Consider the following 16,635-nt stretch of genomic DNA (forward strand, 5'->3'; position numbering starts at 1 on the left):
ATTGATAATAAATCCATTTATTCAATTATTAACGAAGTCGACCATATTAATATGGTTCCAATCATCTTGGCTCATAGGTGACGGGGAAATGTGTTTTAACTCACACAAAAAAAGCCTGGGTTAGAGACGCCTCTAACCCAGGCTGCGGAGGATAAGCAAGATTATATCAAGACGTACTAGACGTAAAAATCCAAGTCTTCTTGGGCTTTTAATAAGTCCCGCATTTTAATCGGATCATCCCCGAAGAAGAACACCAGCCCCCAGTGGGTACCAAACGCATCTCGCTCTGGAACCGTCTCTTCAGCAGGCGCCTGAAGCTCATGAAAATCAAAATAGGGATGCTCTATACACTCTTTTGGCATTTCTAACTGACTGACGACACGCCGTTTTGGATATACGCCAAAGCAGCCAGCATAGCCTTTTGCATCAACAACTTCACGCGGGAAGAAAGCATCAACTTCTTCTTTTGTGCTCTTAGGATCAAACACCAAAAATGAAGCCTGATAAGCATTAAAGCCATAAGCTCGCTCAATCAACTCAAACGCTTTAAATCCCGGTGGGCGGTAGGCGACCTCACCAAAGTACATAGTGCCGTCACTGGTCACAAAGTATTCTGGATGGATCTGACCGAACTGGATATCAAAGGTTTTAATCAATAACTCAATTTGCTTAGTAATCGCGTCTCGCCAACTCTCGAGCTCTTTTGTCGCAGGCACAAACACCGAGTAGCCGAGTGTGACGTATTCAGAGATATTTAAGAACATGATCTTGCCATCGTGAACCCAGGCTTCAACGGCAAACTCCCATCCATCGAGATGGCTTTCCATAAGCAGCGGGTATTCTTCAGTCGGGATAGCATCGATTTCGTCAACGGTTCGCAGCATGCGATGTCCTAAACAACCCGCTTTATCAAACGCTTTGACATGAATTGGATCGTCTGGATCGCCGTCAAGTTTGAGTAATGTTTGATTAACTCGCTTCATAAATCGCACGATATCTTCTTTTTCATGCGCTTCTTCAAAAATGCCGACACGGATACCGCCAAGCTGAGCTCGACGTTTCATTAGCGCTTTATCACGGAATAAAATCGATTGCCCGTACATCCGAGGATTATCAAGCAGTACAGAGTTGATCGCGCCGGACCATTCAACCGTTTCTTCAAACAGTGGCACAGCGACATCGACGCCCTCAGCCTTGAGTTTTCTAGCAAGCTCGATAGAAGTATCATCAAGTCGAAGGAAATCCCATGACATAAACGGGATATTGTTCGCAGTACAAAAATCTCGCGCCCACTCAGGCGCAACCACGATATAGCGACGATCAAATTTCTGGGCCGCTTTGATTGCGTTGACACTCCACCCTAATAGCGCAATGTAACCTTTGTTTGGATCTTTGGGGGTTTCAGTTCCTTGGACAGAGTCCATAGAAGGATCTCGCCAAGACAAAACTTCTGGTGACATGTCTGATTTAGGCGTAATCGCCATATTTATAACTCCTTTTATTTGATACTTAGGTACCGGAAACGGACCAACGTTGATGCGAAGCATCCTATTCCCATCCATCGTCTTTTAAAGACACCATTCCCAGTAGATGTTCGTTAAGGCCTTTGACCTATATAAAACTCATCGCCCCTGCGCGCCACGACGAAGCCAGTCATGTACAAACGCAAGCTTTCGATGGGCAGTCTCAGACAATACATAGGGATAAACATCAGACAAGCCCATGGATCGATTAATATGATTTACTCGCATCACAATAGCAGAGGCCACATGAACCAGCAGCTCCGTGTCAGGCTCGGCATAGGGATCCCAGCCGTGGCTAGGCATCTCCGGCGACACAAGCCCCGAGGCCACAAAGCTATCAGTGATATCAGTAAGATGTAATAGGCTTGCTGCCGTTTCCGCCCAATCTTCATGGGGGTGAGCCGATGCATAAGAAGTGATGTACGCCTGCTCCCACCCTACCGGTGGCCCTTGATGATAATGATTTTCCAGCGACGTGGTGTAATCGATACGTTCGTCCCCGAACATCTCACGAAATGCATTAAGAAAATCTTCTCGAAGGCTTAAGCGCCACCAAAGCATATGCGCAATTTCATGGCGCATATGGCCTATCAGCGTTCGATACGGTTCATCCAAGGCTTCCCTGCGGGAGATACGCACCACAGGATCGGCCTCAGAAACGCTCATTGTTACCACGCCATCCCCATGCCCCATTGCCGCCAACGTATTACCATCAGCGAGCATATGAAAGGTAGGCCGTGTACCAGGATCTTCTGGTCGGAACCAATGCCACCGCCCTAAGTTATCGATGACCCAGCGTTTAGCCGCTTCCGTTTCTGCCCAGTAATCAATGGCGTTAGGTATGTCAGGATCTGGTGCGAGTGCTGTCATTGCGCAAGCTCGGCAGAAAGCACCTTCTTCAGGCGCTATCCAATTACACCCTATAATGACACGGTTGGCACAAAATGGTGGCATAGGCAGAAAAGCACGTGCCTGAGGGTCATAAGCTACCGGTGTTCCTTCTGCAGTGGCCAAGTTGTGAAACCATAACGTGCCGGGACCTACCGGATTCGTGAAACTCATCATATTCGGCAAAACTCCAGAAAAGGCAAACGATGCCGCGGAAAAGTACTTTCCGAGCCACTTATCGTAGGCTTTGGCTATGCTCACAACCAGCGATATTTCCCTAAAACTGCGACTGGGTCACAACAAACGGCTTTCGATTTGCTTAGCAATCCAGCGCCATGCGTGGAACACCTTGGGGAGTAGCCTAAATGTGATCTAAGCGCGCTTTCGCTTCCCCCTGCTTTCTCGCTCTTGTAGACTACGCGAGCGTTGACTATCTACTGATAAGAAAATTGATTTATGCCTGCGATTACACCGGCCTTTAAAGTGATAGACGGTTTCTCTCTCTGTGCCAATGACACGGAGCGCCTTGATGTATTCTTTACCTACCTTCGTGAAGGAGAGCCAAAGCTGGCAGAATTGCGTCTTGAGCAGCTTGTCTTAGCGTTAGCCAACTCCCCCTCTCAAGCCGCGCTCTTTGCCAACAGCGTGTGCAATGAAGCCAAAAAAATAAAGCTGTCACCGGCGTTTGTGCAGTTGGGGATTTTCTCTAAAAACGGTCTTGTTACCGATATTTTTCGTCGTCTTTATAACAAAGTCAATCCGCCGCCTAAGCGCTGTAACGATATTAACGACCTATTAAGTTACTTTGTAGGAGGGGAAGATAAAGCGTGGGTCAAAGCCATCTCTCATAAGTGCTGGTTTAAGCTATACCGCCTCTTAGTAAAAAGTGCCGCTCCCGAAACAATCCGCTCAACAGGTGCGTACATTAAAAGCGAGCTATGTTATTCGTTAGAAATGCTATCTATCTGGATTGCCGCGGAGGAATTGGATCCAGAGCTATTACGCATTGATCGACGTCTCAGCGAGGTTGATTCGCCATTCATTGCATTGCAGCGTGAAACCCACCAACTTGTGAACGCGATTAAAAACGACACGTTGGATCCCAAAGACAGGGCACATTTTTGGGTGATAATTGAGCAATGTCAGCAGCAGGTTAAGCGGATCCGGGCTCGTGGTATTAACCAAATGGGCTTCTCTGCGCACGCCTCACGTATGCTTGAGCGCTTGGATCAAACGTTAAACCGAATGGTGCTACTGATCCAAATCCTAGACTTTCGGCATCCACACCAAAAAGCACGCTGCGTATTAAACCTCTGGCGGCAATTGCTTATTTCAGTGACTGAACGCAACAGTGTACGCGCGATTTATCGCAAAAGTACCCGCACATTCGCACAAAGCGTGACACAAAATAAGAGCAACCACGGCGAGCATTATATCGCCAAAACCAAAAACGATTACTTTAAAATTCTGCGCGGCGCCTGCGGCGCAGGGGTGATTATTGCCCTGTTAGCATGGGTAAAAATGTATATCGAGACCCTGCAATTATCACCACTTAACAATGCATTACTGGTCAGTTTAAACTACGGCGTCGGCTTTATGCTGGTGCACATTTTACACTTTACCATTGCCACCAAGCAGCCGGCGATGACCGCGGCAAACTTTGCTGCACATGTGGAAAAGAACAAACAAGGGCGCACGCGTAGTAAAAAGCTGGCACGGTTACTGATCAATGTGAATCGTTCTCAGTGGTTTGCAGTCTGGGGCAATATCACCGCGGCAATTATCGTAAGTGTGTTGGTTAGTCTGCTTTTTAGCCATTTATATGGCAATCCGGTACTAAACAGCGAACAAGTGGCCTATCAAACCGCTGCGATTCATCCGATCCATGGTTTAGCCTGGCTTTACGCCGCTATCGCTGGGGTCTGGCTATTTTTGTCAGGTATTATTACCGGCATACTCGATAATCGGGCGGACTACATTGAGTTGAAAGATCGGTTAATCGGCCATCCGTTATTCCGCGCAATCTCGCTTCAACGACGAGAGCGGATAGCGCTGTATATTCATCAAAACTATGGCGCATTGGGGGGTAACTTTATTTTTGGTGTGCTTTTAGGCATGACCAGTTACTTAGGCTATCTTATTGACGTTCCGCTTGATATTCGCCATGTTGCCTTCTCTTCTGCCCATGCGGCCTATGCGCATATTAGCGATTACCAGTCGTGGTTGTCTGTTTTATCCAGCCTGTTTTTTGTATTGATGATTGGCTTTATCAATCTGTGGGTCAGCTTTGGCCTCGCATTATTCGTCGCGCTGCGCTCGCGTAACTGCGAGCTAGACATCGCATCGGTCCGATCCGCCGTTATCAACCAAATAAAACAACGCCCAACCTCTCTTTTTTGGCCAAATGATCACCAGCCCCTGACTAAATCACAATCGTCTAGTCAGCGTCGTACGCCATAGATAACAGGCATAACATCGACGAGGGTCACGCTCAAGTGACCCTCGCTTATCTCATCGACCATGCTATACATTAAATTTGCGGCCAGTCTCTCATAACTAAATAGTCATTTATTCTGTAAATAATTCTGGTCATTGATGAATCAATAACCATAACCTCTTTTAGATAAACGGTTCACAGCAAGGTTGAACACGCTATTGCATTTAAAACGGTCCGACCATGTCAGTGTTTGTTTACACAACTAATTGTAACAAGCTTGTAAAGAGAACTGTTGATAGGTCACGTTAGAGAAGTGGACTAAAACGTTCGCCTTCCTATTGTGCGGTTGGGAAGAAAGGAATCTTTCAACAACAATTAGGGCAATAACATGAAATTATCTAAATTAGCATGGCTTATCGCTTCTGGCATGGCCATTAGCACTCCCGCTGTGAGTGCCGATCTCATTAACGTTACTGACGAAACAATACTCAACCAAGTTTTGAATCAACCGACTGGCGTTTATGCATCGTCAGGATCGCAAACGAATCCTTTAGGATTTAAAGAGGTCAAGCGTGTCACCTTGCCAAATGGCAAAATCAAAGTCCGCTACCAACAAACCTTTCAAGGTGTGCCGGTTATTGACACGGCTGTTGTTGCGACAGAAAAGCAGGGCCAACGGAGCGACGTTTACGGCACCATGGCCCAAGGCGTAGCTAATGACATTGTTAATGTCTCACCCGCGCTCAACAGCCAGTCTGCGTTAGAAGCGGCCAAAGCCGATTTTACGCAAAGCCAGAAGACACTTACTTCCGCACCTTTCGAAAACGAAAACACCCGCTTGGTGGTGAGGCTCGATGATCAACAAAATGCACAACTCGTCTACCTCGTTGATTTCTTTGTAGCTGGTAATGATCCAACCCGACCATTTTATATAATTGAAGCTAATACAGGCGAGATCTTAAAACAATGGGACGGCATCAACCATGCCTCGGCAGTCGGCACCGGGCCGGGCGGCAATGAAAAGACTGGTCAGTATACTTATGGCACCGACTATGATGGCCTGCCTATCGATAAAGTCGGCAGTACTTGTACACTTGAAAACGACAAAGTCAAAACGGTCGATTTAGACAATGGTACCTCCGGTAGCACTGCCTTTTCCTACCCTTGCACGGACACCGGTAATTACAACGATAAAAAATATGTTAATGGTGCCTATTCGCCGCTCAATGACGCGCACTACTTTGGAAATGTTGTCTTTGACATGTACAAGGACTGGATGAATACCGCGCCACTTAGCTTCCAACTCACCATGCGAGTGCACTATGGCAACAATTACGAAAATGCATTCTGGAATGGTCGTTCGATGACGTTTGGCGATGGCCAAAACACTTTTTACCCCTTGGTCGATATCAACGTGAGTGCTCACGAGGTTAGTCACGGCTTTACGGAGCAAAACTCGGGGCTAATTTACGCTGACATGTCAGGCGGGATAAATGAAGCTTTCTCTGATATCGCTGGCGAAGCCGCTGAATTTTATATGCATGGTGACGTCGATTGGCTAGTTGGTGCCGATATCTTTAAAGGCTCCGGTGGGCTCCGTTACTTTGAGCAGCCTTCTCGCGATGGCAACTCAATTGATGACGCCAGCCAATATCGTGATGGCATGAATGTTCACCACTCGAGCGGTGTATACAACCGTGCCTTTTATCTACTGGCCAACAAAACGAATTGGGATGTTCGTAAAGGCTTCGAAATATTTACTACGGCTAACCAATTATATTGGACCGCAAATAGTACATTTGATCAGGGTGCATGTGGCGTAGCAAAAGCCGCCAAAGACCTGGCTTATAACGAGCAAGATGTTATTGACGCCTTCAACGCGGTAGGTGTTAGCGCAAGTTGTGGCGATAACACTAGCAATGTACTTCTACCGAACCAGCCTATTACAGGCTTAGCCGGTGGCAGTGGAAGCGAGACTTTTTTTACATTTACCGTGGATAGTAGCCGCAGTGTCAACGTCAGCATGAGTGGTGGATCTGGTGATGCAGACCTTTATGTCAAGGAAGGAAGCAAACCGACCACCAGCAATTGGGATTGCCGCCCCTACAACAACGGCAATAATGAAAACTGCACACTAAATGCGCAGCAAAACGTGACATACCACGTCATGCTACGTGGCTATCAAAACTATTCAAACGTCAGTTTAGTCCGCGATTAACCGCTATCATGCCGCTGTAATCACAGCGGCATTTTTGTCTAGTCGACATAGGGTATTTACTGAAAAGATAGACAATTTAAGGTCTATCCTTTTTCTCTTTGATGATTTAGCTATCAATGTAAACGCTGAGCGTGCATATAAATTTATAGCTTTCATCACGTTATAGACATTAATCACACGGTTATCACAGGTAAAAAAAGATCACGACGCTCATATTTTTTATCTCGTCTACGCTTATAAGAAGATAAAAAAATTGGAGGCACCATGCTCAAACACCTGTTCACACTCGCTTTCTCAGCATTACTACTGATCACGACACCCGCTCGTGCCGATGTGCTGACTATGCCATCTCTTGAATGGCCCCCTTATTCTGGTAAAAACTTACCGGATCAAGGCGCCTCTGTCGCTGTTGTGCGCGCAGCGGTTCAGGCCATGGGTCATGAGCTAAATGTCGAGTTTTATCCTTGGTCGCGCACCGTGTACCTGGTAAAAAACGATGCCAAATATGCAGGGTACTTCCCAGAGTATCACTATGAGACAGATGATCTCATTTTCTCTGATCCTATAGGAACCGGCCCACTGGGTTTTGTTGAAAACGTTAACCGCCCTATCGAATGGTCAACGCTTGATGATCTTGCACCTCACATGATTGGTGTCGTCCGTGGTTACGTCAACACACCGGAATTAGATGCCCGTATTGCGAATGGCTCATTAAAATCCTCCGACGTCACCAGCGATACCCAAAACCTACAAAAAGTGGGCCGAGAGCGTATCCCTCTCGCGGTGGTTGATGCCAACGTCCTGGATTACCTCAAAGAGAATGATCCAGCCCTTAGCGCAGTAAAAGCCAATCTACAAATGAACAAAAAGCTTCTCGTCGACAAACAACTCCATATCGCATTTGCTAACAATGAGGCGGGAAAAAAGTGGCGCGATATCGTTAATCAAGGGCTCAAGAAAATCGATATCGAACAGATAATGAAAGAACGTTTGGGCGAGTAATCTCCCTTACCAATAAAAGCGATCGAAATGGATCGTGCGGCAAAGACAAATGGAAGAGTAGCGCTATGTTTAAGAGTCTTAAAGCAATATTTGTCACTCAAGTGGTTATTGCTGTTTCTATCGTGTTAGGCATATCAAGTTATATTGATTACCAGAGCACGAAAAAGGAACTGAGTAGCGCGCTTGAAACCACCGTGGCTAACGCCACCAACCGAATGAACCTCAGTCTCCCAAAAGCGATTTGGGATTTTGATTTGGAAGCGGCGAAGTTATCCATTTCTGCCGAGCTCAAAGCGCCAGATATAAAAGCGGTAAGAGTGCTCGACAACCAAGGCGAAGCCATTGTGTTTTTGCGTCTTGGCCAAGACAGTGGCGAAGACGGTGAAAGGCAGGCAAAAACGATTGGTGATGGTGAAAAATCGATGTACGAATCGATGATGCTGAAAGAGAACGAGCTGTCATTCACCGAATATGGAGAAACCAATCAAGTCGGTACATTACAAGTTTTCTACAACACTGAGCGATTAGAAGCCGCACTAGCAGACACACTGAAACGAAGCGTTATCGAACTCGTCGTGCTTGATCTTGTCATTATTGTGTTCCTAATTCTGGCACTCACTGCAACGGTGGTGAAACCACTCAATGATCTCACTGCTAGAGTTCGTGAATTGGCCAGTGGCGATGGTGATCTTTCTAAAGTTATCCCCGCGCCAAAGTACAAAGAATTTGCTCAGATAACCGAACATATTAATCATTTCACCGCCTCTCTTCGTGAGATCGTCAATGAAGTGACACAGGCATCGATTAATCTCGCCAGCGTCTCGGCAGAAAGTGGACAAATGGCACGAACCAACGCCGAGCGTTTAGAACAGCAAAAACAGAGCCTGTCTACCGTCGCTGCGGCCGCAACACAAATGAATCAGTCGATCGCAACGGTTGCGGATACAGCGAATGATGCAGCGACACATGCTGCCAATGCAACCGACCTTGTCAATCAAGTCTACGGCACTATTGAAAGTTCAGCGTCTGAAATTATTAACATGCGCACTGAGATGGAAAATGTGAATACTGAAATGCACAAGCTGTTAGAAGAGGGTGAGAAAATTTCAGATGTCGTCAACGTGATCAACGATATTTCAGAACAAACAAACTTATTAGCATTGAATGCCGCGATTGAGGCGGCACGAGCGGGCGAACAGGGGCGAGGGTTTGCGGTTGTCGCCGATGAAGTGCGTAGCTTATCAGTGAAAACCAGCGAATCGACTGAGAAAATCCAATCCAACATTAAGTCACTGAGTGACGCAACGGAATCGGTTGAAAAAGAAATCAATCGTATTAGTAGCATTCTAGAAAGCACCGCAGGACGCGTATCAGAATCACAAGAATCCGTTAGCCAAGTGCGCGAAACCATTACGGATATTTCTGAGCGCAGCGGCCAGATTTCGCAAGCAACCGATGAGCAGCGTCAGGCCATCGATGAAGTCAGCCAAGCGATTAACGAGGCCTCAGAAGCGACTAATCAGGTTACAAAAGGGGCGCAAGATAATGCCACGCGCACTGATAAAGTGCTGACGCTCAGTGAGGATATCAAAGGGCAAATGGAGAAGTTTAAAACCTAGCTCAAGCGCTAATAAAAAGGAGAACACATGAAAAAGTTAATCTCAGTTGGCTTAGGGTTATTACTACTTATACCCAGTGCCATGGCTAAAACATTGACAGCTGCGCAAGATCCTTGGCCACCTTTCGTGACTGCGGATCCGGATCGACCTGGTATTTCTGTTGAGCTAGTAACAGCAGCCATGGAAACACAAGGCTATCAGGTGGACTTTAAAAATATGCCATGGGCACGTGCACTGGATGCAGTGAATAAAGGGAATATCGATATATTACCGGCAACGTGGCACACCAAAGATCGCACTGAATTTTTGCACTATAGTGATGCATACATGGATAACGAGCTGACGTTTATAAAACGCTCTGGCGATGACTTCCAATTCTCTAACTTGAATGATCTTGAGGGTAAAGCCGTTGGTGTTGTGCGTGATTACGGTTATGGTGATGCCTTCTTAAATGCCACAAACTTTGAAAAACCAATTGCCAATAATCTTGCAACAAATTTAAAGAAGTTACTAGCCAGCCGAATAGATTTAACTCTGGAAGATAAAATCGTCGCCCAATCCGTCATGCAAAAAGAAGGGCTTGATAGTAACCAGTTTTCTTTTACTGATAAGTCACTATCAACCAACGCTTTGCATGTGACGAGTGGTAAGGCCAACCCAGATGGAAGAGCGATTATTGATGCTTACAACCAAGGACTTAAAGCTATCAAGGCAAACGGTACATTTGAAAAAATCGTGAAAAAATACGGTGTCGATTAATAAACAATGCACCCATGACATAAAAAGAGGTGCGATTGCACCTTTTTTTATTACGATTTACGTGCGTTAAGTTCACACGTTTAATTTAAATAACCATTTAGTCTAAATAACCATCAAGTATTGATTTTAATTGACCGGACTGGCGCATGGATTCAAAGTTTTGGTCGAGCAATGCTTTTATCTCATTAGCCTCTGGGTGTTCACGCGAAATCATCATATGGAACTTATCACCCATATTGCCGGGAATCGGCTCGACTTGCATCTCGCCAGCGAGGTAATCAATGCCTTGTGCTGCTTTGAACCCTGCGAGTATCTCGTAGCGTGCTAAAAATACATCACAGCGCCCTGCTTGCGTCTGTTTTACCAGTTGCTTAAAGTCTTTTGCTGACTTCCTCACCTGGCTATCATCGACACTGAACCCTGTGTAGTTATAGCCCAAAAGGCCACACATCCGCAGCTGGTTAATATCATCCGCTGTCTCGATGTTCAGGCCATTCGGATGTTGTTGAGTTGAGTAAATATAGCTAGGCTGCAGAGTGTAATAATAGTCAGTTAAAAGAAAATCACGATCGCGTTCTTCGTTGTAAGATGCGCTGAGCGCAATATCGTAATTGCCTGATTTTGTCTCAAAAACGCACCGCTTCCACGGCGGTAAATCTACCGATACATCTACTCCGCTGTTTTGAAAGATGGCATTGAGGACATCAATGTCATAGCCTTCGATATTCTCGCCTTTTTTATAGTGAAAAGGTGGCCAATTCGCCCCATCACCACACACTTTAAGCGATGAGGTATCGAGTGCCATCGCTGGTCCTGATAATAAGCTGCCGGCTAAGGCCGTGGCAGAGAGTAACGCAATCTTCATAGTCAACTCCTTGAGGAATAACTCACCTCTAAGTATCGTCGACATTGTTAAAAATGCGAACGCGATCAGTCAGTCTTCTGCGATTTAGGATGCAGTAATACAGTTTCGCCAGCCTTTAGCCCTTTTCGCACTCGGCCCTCTTCGGTCAGTACCACCAAGCGTCTTATAATTTGGTTGTCTTCAACCACGTTCACATAGTCAAGTTGACCAATTTGGTAACGCGCGTTAGCAGGAACCGATAAAATAGAGCTCGCCTTTTGTGACACCGTCACTTTAACAAACATGCCAGGTAACCGTGCCTGATCATCTTCACCGTCTGTGACAGGCAAAGTCAAAGCAACGCGATAGCTACGTGACGTCGCATCGGCGGCCGGCGTGATCGTGCGTATCGTTCCAGTCAATGTTTTTTCATAAGTTGGCAAGCGTAGATGAAGCGTGTCTCCAATCGTCACAAAAGGCAGTGAAGACTCGGCGATGTTCACTTGTGCCTCCATACTGTCTGGGTCGTACAACGTCAGCATCGCTGCACCCGGCGTCGCCGTATCCCCTTGATTGATAATTTTTTCGGTGATCAGTCCAGTAAATGGCGCGCGCACTAGACTAAACCCGAACTGGGTTTCGGCCTCATCCACTGCCGCGATCGCCCGGCGGTATTCAGAGCGCGCGGTATTTAAGCGGTTCTCGGCATCATCGAATTGTGATTGCGGCACGAGCTTTTTCGCTAATAAGGTTTCCATCCGGCGATAATCGCTGCGCGCAGTATTCAGTTGTGACTGTGCTGAGGCCAGTGCTTGTTGCACTTGGCGCACTTTAGCACTGAGATCGGCGTTGTCTAAGCGGATCAGTATATCTCCTTGCTCCACGCGATCGCCAACATCGACCAGGACATCGGCAACCGTTGCCGTCATTCGCGCCGCCAATGTTGCGTTTTGCCGCGCCACCAGCTGCCCTGAAAAGGTTCGGGTTAGCGGCTGCTCAATGGCAGTAAGCGTCAAGGTGTTATGATCGTCCGCTCCTTGCGAAGAGCTGGCCTTTGAGGTCACCTTTGCAGTAAAGACCCCAGCCATACCAAGAAATACCACTAACAATCCAGTGCCCAGCACGACGGCCTGTAATCCTTTTTTCTTATTCATGCCTCGTCTCCTTCTGCCGGTAAGCCATGGGTAGGATGATTTTGATACGCTAAGTTGTACACCACAGGCACAACCAGCAAGGTAAAGACGGTTGATGCCGCAATCCCGAAAATAATGGCCCATGCGAGACCATTAAAAATGGGGTCAAGGGTAATAATCACATTCCCTAATAAGGTGGTACCGGCGGTCAGCAAAATCGGCCGCATACGTACCGCCCCCGCTTGTATTAAGGCTTCACTAAGTTCCATACCGCGCGCCAATGATTGCTGAATAAATTCAATTAATACCAGGGCGTTACGCACCACGATGCCGGCTAATGCAATCATGCCTATCATCGCGGTAGCGGTGAAAAGTGCTGGGTTTGGATAGCCGTTAATGTCGCCACTTAAGCCATTAAGCAACCAAAAACCGGGCATGATGCCGATTACCGTGAGGGGAATTGCCAGCATAATCATCCCAGACACCGCCGGTAAGCCGGTTTGGATTAGCATCACGATAAAGACGCCTAACAAAGCGGCGCCGTAAGCAATACCAAGGTCACGGAATACATCAATGGTGATCTTCCACTCTCCCTCGCCGCTCCAAACAACATTAATATCGTCACGCACCTGCCAACCATCACCAGCACCGTTGTCGAGGTAACTGCGCGCTGCAAGCGGCCGTGATGTATCCGCTTTTGGCTGATTAAAGTCAGCGATCACATCAGCGACCACCTCCCCAGGTACACGTCCAATTGGCTCGGCATAGACATACACCACAGGCTGAAGATTTTTATGATAAATCGGTTGGTCCACCGGTTGTTGCTCAAAATGCCCTAACTCGCTTAATGCCACCAGCGGTTGCGGTGCATCGACCAAAGCGCCTTGCTCCGATTGTTTTGCGACACCGGCACGGCCTCGTATATGAAGCGCTAATAAGGTATCCAGTTTATCGCGTGCATCCGGGGCTAAACGCAGCGTGACCGGTAAGGGATCGATTTCATCAGCATCCGCCAGGTGAGCCAACGTGACGCCTTGATTGGCCGCGCGCAATGCCTGGTTAATATCAGTGATAGCAACGCCAGACAATGCCGCTTTTTCTTGATCGACCACAAACTGCCAGCGCGATAGCGGTCCTTGAATACTGGTACTGACTTCCGAGACTAACGCTTCTCGCTCCAATCGCGCCGCAACCTGTTGGGCTTGCGCTTGAATATCTGCATAAGGCGTACTCGGTGCACCATAGACTTCTGCAACAAGGGTCGCCAGTACAGGTGGGCCGGGTGGCATTTCCACCAGTTGTATGTCGGCATTATGTTTGGCTGCGATCGATTCCAGATCATCACGCAAACGGGTCACTAAACCATGTGATTGTAATTCTCGCCGCTGCTTATCCACCAAGACGACGCGCAATTCGCCCTGATAGGGAGCATTTCGCGCAAAATAATGACGCACCATGCCATTAAAATCCATCGGTGATGCAAGCCCCGCAAACCCCGACACAGAGACAACTTCCGCTTGCTGCTGAAGATAAGTGTTCATCTCACGTAATGCATTCGAGGTCTCGACATAACTGGCGGTTTCCGGCAAATCCAACACCACCTGAAATTCGTTTTTGTTGTCATAGGGTAAGAGTTTAAGCGGCACGAGACGTAGCGCCGGTAACATCGCCGCTACCACAAACAGCACTCCTACCACCATAAGAAACCTTTTCGCACGGCGATTATTTTCTAACAGCGGGAGTAATAATCGACGATAGCCCCGATAAAGTGGTGTCGTTTCCAAGCGATAGTCATCACCCTTATTTGAGGCACGAACAATTTTTTTCGCCAGCCAAGGCGTGACTAAAAACGCCACCAAGGTACTGATCACCACACTCACAGGCACATTAAATGCCAGTGGCGCCATGTAAGGTCCCATCATCCCGGTGATAAAAAACATCGGAGTAAACACAATAACAATCGCCACCGTCGACATGATCAGTGCCCGTTTGATTTCCAGCATCGCCAGTACAATGGTGCGACCCCGCGGCTTATTATCATGAGTCAGGTGACGTTCAATATTATCGATACTGGCTATTGGGTCATCGACAATCAGGCCCAACGCCAAAATCAGAGCAAACAAGGTGACACGATTGATGGAATACCCAAAAGCGAGATCAAGCCCCAGTGCCGCGCCATAGCTAATCGGAATTGCGATGGCCACGACCAAGGCACTGCGCCAGTTTAAAAACAGCCCCACAAACACCACCACGGTCAGCACGGCAATGCCTAAGCTCGAGACTAAATTATTGACTTTAGCATCAGCGGTTTGACCATAGTTGCGAATAATCTCAACCTCTACGCCCTCCGGGAACTGGGTGTTCGCTAAACGATCGAGGGTGCGCGTTACATCGTCGGCAACCGTCACCGCGTTCGAGCCTTTTTGCTTGGCGACCGAGATAAATACAGCGGGATGCGGTTTGGTCTGTTGTTGCGATTGAATCCAAGTATCGGTGCTGGCCTCAGTGGGGCCATCACTTAACGTGGCGACATCTTGCAAGTACACAGGCTTGCCATTCACAACCGCGACAACCAACTGGCGAATATCGTCACGGCTTTGATACCACTGCCCGGTTTCAAGGACATACCGCTGGCCTTGATGCTGAATATCACCGGCGTTACGTTTTTGATGACTCAGTGAAAACGCACGGGTTAAATCGGCCACACTGATTTGATAACTTGCCATTGCCGCCGGATCGAAAGCCACTAACACCTGGCGTGGCATACCCCCGACAACGTTAACCACATTGGTTTGGGGAAGGGCTTTTAAATCCAAGGTGGCTTGCTCAGCAATACGACGCAGCGCGTAATGATCGACAGTATCTGGTTTATCGCTACGCAGCGCCGCCATCACAATAGGGACATCATCAATTTCAACCGGCTTAATCGCCCACTCGCTCACCGCGGCAGGGATCTCATCTTGGTTGGCGTACAGCTTGTTATATAGCTTGACCAGCGCTGATTCGCGATCTTCTCCGACATAAAAACGCACGGTCACACGCGCCGATCCGGTTTGCGTCGTGGAATAAACATACTCCACCCCGTCTATTTGACTGACTTTTTTCTCCAGCGGCTGCGTCACCTGCTTTGTTACTTGTTGCGCGCTTAAGCCCGGTGCTTGTATCAGCACATCTGCCATCGGCACCACAATTTGCGGATCTTCCTCTTTGGGTGTAAGCCACAGCGCGGCAGCCCCAACCAAAAATGCCAACGCAATTAAAATAGGCGGAAAAAAACTGTTCATCACACGGGTAATAAACGGGCCTTGAGGTTGATCATCTCGCATAACAGTTCCTTGTTGCTGTCGTCCGTGCGCATCCTTTACGGAATGGATATAACGTCTACATGCCTAGATATAACTTAGTTAACCATCGCCGTCTGATATGTTGGTAGCATCACAACAACGAGTAATAAATCAAGATTACGGGCAATAGATGCGTTGTAACGTGGCGATAATATCCGCGACGTTGGGATCTCGTAAGCGATAAAATACCTGCTGTGATGATTTACGTACGCTCACCAGTTGATGACGTTTGAGCACGCTTAAGTGTTGAGAAAAAGCCGACTGACTGAGGCTCGAACCTTGTTGCAACTGTCCCACATGGGTCTCTCCAGCCAGTAGCTGACATAACACCACCAGGCGCTCAGGATGCGCCATTACCTTCAACAAGGTCGCCGCTTTCGATGCTTGTTGTCGCATTGCGCCAATGTCCATATCAGGCACATCATCTTTTTCATATAACCCTGTCTGAACCACCATGTTAGGCTCCTGTTGTAAGGACTTCCTTAAGCTTAGCCCCTCTTATTATTTAGTCAACTCTAATTTAGACAGATTATCATTAGACTTTTCTAAACATAGCGACTACAGTGAAAGTAACGCTGGATTCAATCCATATAACAGGACACGCACCCAAAGCAACCAACGTCAGTCGAGCGGTAGCTACGGTGCAATATCAATGCAAAGGAGTCTTACAATGACAATTGAAAATGCAGTTCGCGTGATCGCTGGCAGCATAGTGCTGCTTTCTGTGGTACTTACCCTCACCGTGCACAGCCAATTTGTTTGGCTTACTGTATTCGTGGGCGTAAACCTCATTCAAAGCGCGTTTACAGGGATTTGTCCGGCAGCCTTTTTCCTGAAAAAACTTGGATTACGTCACGCTTAACGGAGT

Annotated in this window: 12 protein-coding genes; 6 read left to right on the top strand and 6 right to left on the bottom strand. The window is 47.4% G+C overall.

The window, feature by feature from the left end; genetic code table 11:
- Window positions 1–176: 176 nt before the first annotated feature.
- Together BZG78_RS12995 and BZG78_RS13000 are read right to left on the bottom strand one after the other, a co-directional pair.
- A complete protein-coding gene (locus BZG78_RS12995) occupies window positions 177–1,484 on the bottom strand; it encodes a carboxylate--amine ligase (RefSeq protein ID WP_021023573.1) in 1,308 nt (435 codons plus the stop codon).
- A 138-nt stretch (window positions 1,485–1,622) separates the two neighbouring features.
- Window positions 1,623–2,588 carry a putative zinc-binding metallopeptidase gene (locus tag BZG78_RS13000; protein ID WP_077661440.1) on the bottom strand — a complete coding sequence of 322 codons (966 nt, stop codon included), beginning with the start codon at window positions 2,586–2,588 and terminating at the stop codon, window positions 1,623–1,625.
- Window positions 2,589–2,867: 279 nt separating this feature from the next.
- Between BZG78_RS13000 and BZG78_RS13005 the strand changes: the two genes are divergently transcribed.
- The 5 genes from BZG78_RS13005 to BZG78_RS13025 all read left to right on the top strand — a co-directional run bounded on the left by BZG78_RS13005 (window position 2,868) and on the right by BZG78_RS13025 (window position 10,446).
- Window positions 2,868–4,871, top strand: a complete 2,004-nt coding sequence (locus tag BZG78_RS13005; RefSeq protein WP_077661441.1) for a hypothetical protein — start codon at window positions 2,868–2,870, stop codon at window positions 4,869–4,871.
- Between the two features lie 365 nt (window positions 4,872–5,236).
- On the top strand, window positions 5,237–7,066 hold the full coding sequence (locus tag BZG78_RS13010; RefSeq protein WP_077661442.1) for a M4 family metallopeptidase: 1,830 nt from the start codon (window positions 5,237–5,239) through the stop codon (window positions 7,064–7,066).
- A 264-nt stretch (window positions 7,067–7,330) separates the two neighbouring features.
- Window positions 7,331–8,068, top strand: coding sequence for an ABC transporter substrate-binding protein (locus tag BZG78_RS13015; RefSeq protein ID WP_077661443.1), 738 nt, complete (start codon window positions 7,331–7,333; stop codon window positions 8,066–8,068).
- Window positions 8,069–8,133: 65 nt separating this feature from the next.
- Window positions 8,134–9,687, top strand: a complete 1,554-nt coding sequence (locus BZG78_RS13020; RefSeq protein ID WP_077661444.1) for a methyl-accepting chemotaxis protein — start codon at window positions 8,134–8,136, stop codon at window positions 9,685–9,687.
- Between the two features lie 27 nt (window positions 9,688–9,714).
- A complete protein-coding gene (locus BZG78_RS13025) occupies window positions 9,715–10,446 on the top strand; it encodes a transporter substrate-binding domain-containing protein (RefSeq protein WP_077661445.1) in 732 nt (243 codons plus the stop codon).
- Window positions 10,447–10,543: 97 nt separating this feature from the next.
- On the opposite strand, the gene BZG78_RS13030 is transcribed toward BZG78_RS13025, so the two are convergent.
- The 4 genes from BZG78_RS13030 to BZG78_RS13045 form a co-directional block, all read right to left on the bottom strand.
- Complete coding sequence (locus BZG78_RS13030; protein ID WP_158011805.1) at window positions 10,544–11,311, bottom strand: transporter substrate-binding domain-containing protein; 768 nt, start codon at window positions 11,309–11,311, stop codon at window positions 10,544–10,546.
- A gap of 65 nt (window positions 11,312–11,376) precedes the next feature.
- Complete coding sequence (locus BZG78_RS13035) at window positions 11,377–12,444, bottom strand: efflux RND transporter periplasmic adaptor subunit (protein ID WP_077661447.1); 1,068 nt, start codon at window positions 12,442–12,444, stop codon at window positions 11,377–11,379.
- On the bottom strand, window positions 12,441–15,749 hold the full coding sequence (locus BZG78_RS13040; protein ID WP_077661448.1) for an efflux RND transporter permease subunit: 3,309 nt from the start codon (window positions 15,747–15,749) through the stop codon (window positions 12,441–12,443). Before BZG78_RS13040 ends, BZG78_RS13035 begins: the two co-directional genes overlap by 4 nt.
- A gap of 135 nt (window positions 15,750–15,884) precedes the next feature.
- Entirely contained in the window at window positions 15,885–16,223 is a 339-nt protein-coding gene (locus BZG78_RS13045; protein ID WP_021023582.1) for a metalloregulator ArsR/SmtB family transcription factor, read from the bottom strand.
- 214 nt (window positions 16,224–16,437) lie between these two features.
- Here BZG78_RS13045 and BZG78_RS13050 point away from each other — a divergent pair, with 214 nt between their 5' ends.
- Window positions 16,438–16,629 (top strand): DUF2892 domain-containing protein, encoded by a 192-nt coding sequence (locus BZG78_RS13050; RefSeq protein WP_077460700.1) that lies wholly within the window; start codon window positions 16,438–16,440, stop codon window positions 16,627–16,629.
- Window positions 16,630–16,635 lie beyond the last annotated feature (6 nt).

The organism is Salinivibrio sp. MA351 (assembly GCF_001996065.1).
GTDB lineage: Bacteria > Pseudomonadota > Gammaproteobacteria > Enterobacterales > Vibrionaceae > Salinivibrio > Salinivibrio costicola.

What these genes read in the sequence shown, in the direction of transcription:
- BZG78_RS12995 (WP_021023573.1), bottom strand. Translation starts at nt 1,484, where the DNA reads ATGGCGATTACGCCTAAATCAGACATGTCACCAGAAGTTTTGTCTTGG.
- BZG78_RS13000 (WP_077661440.1), bottom strand. Translation starts at nt 2,588, where the DNA reads ATGATGAGTTTCACGAATCCGGTAGGTCCCGGCACGTTATGGTTTCAC.
- BZG78_RS13005 (WP_077661441.1), top strand. Translation starts at nt 2,868, where the DNA reads ATGCCTGCGATTACACCGGCCTTTAAAGTGATAGACGGTTTCTCTCTC.
- BZG78_RS13010 (WP_077661442.1), top strand. Translation starts at nt 5,237, where the DNA reads ATGAAATTATCTAAATTAGCATGGCTTATCGCTTCTGGCATGGCCATT.
- BZG78_RS13015 (WP_077661443.1), top strand. Translation starts at nt 7,331, where the DNA reads ATGCTCAAACACCTGTTCACACTCGCTTTCTCAGCATTACTACTGATC.
- BZG78_RS13020 (WP_077661444.1), top strand. Translation starts at nt 8,134, where the DNA reads ATGTTTAAGAGTCTTAAAGCAATATTTGTCACTCAAGTGGTTATTGCT.
- BZG78_RS13025 (WP_077661445.1), top strand. Translation starts at nt 9,715, where the DNA reads ATGAAAAAGTTAATCTCAGTTGGCTTAGGGTTATTACTACTTATACCC.
- BZG78_RS13030 (WP_158011805.1), bottom strand. Translation starts at nt 11,311, where the DNA reads ATGAAGATTGCGTTACTCTCTGCCACGGCCTTAGCCGGCAGCTTATTA.
- BZG78_RS13035 (WP_077661447.1), bottom strand. Translation starts at nt 12,444, where the DNA reads ATGAATAAGAAAAAAGGATTACAGGCCGTCGTGCTGGGCACTGGATTG.
- BZG78_RS13040 (WP_077661448.1), bottom strand. Translation starts at nt 15,749, where the DNA reads ATGCGAGATGATCAACCTCAAGGCCCGTTTATTACCCGTGTGATGAAC.
- BZG78_RS13045 (WP_021023582.1), bottom strand. Translation starts at nt 16,223, where the DNA reads ATGGTGGTTCAGACAGGGTTATATGAAAAAGATGATGTGCCTGATATG.
- BZG78_RS13050 (WP_077460700.1), top strand. Translation starts at nt 16,438, where the DNA reads ATGACAATTGAAAATGCAGTTCGCGTGATCGCTGGCAGCATAGTGCTG.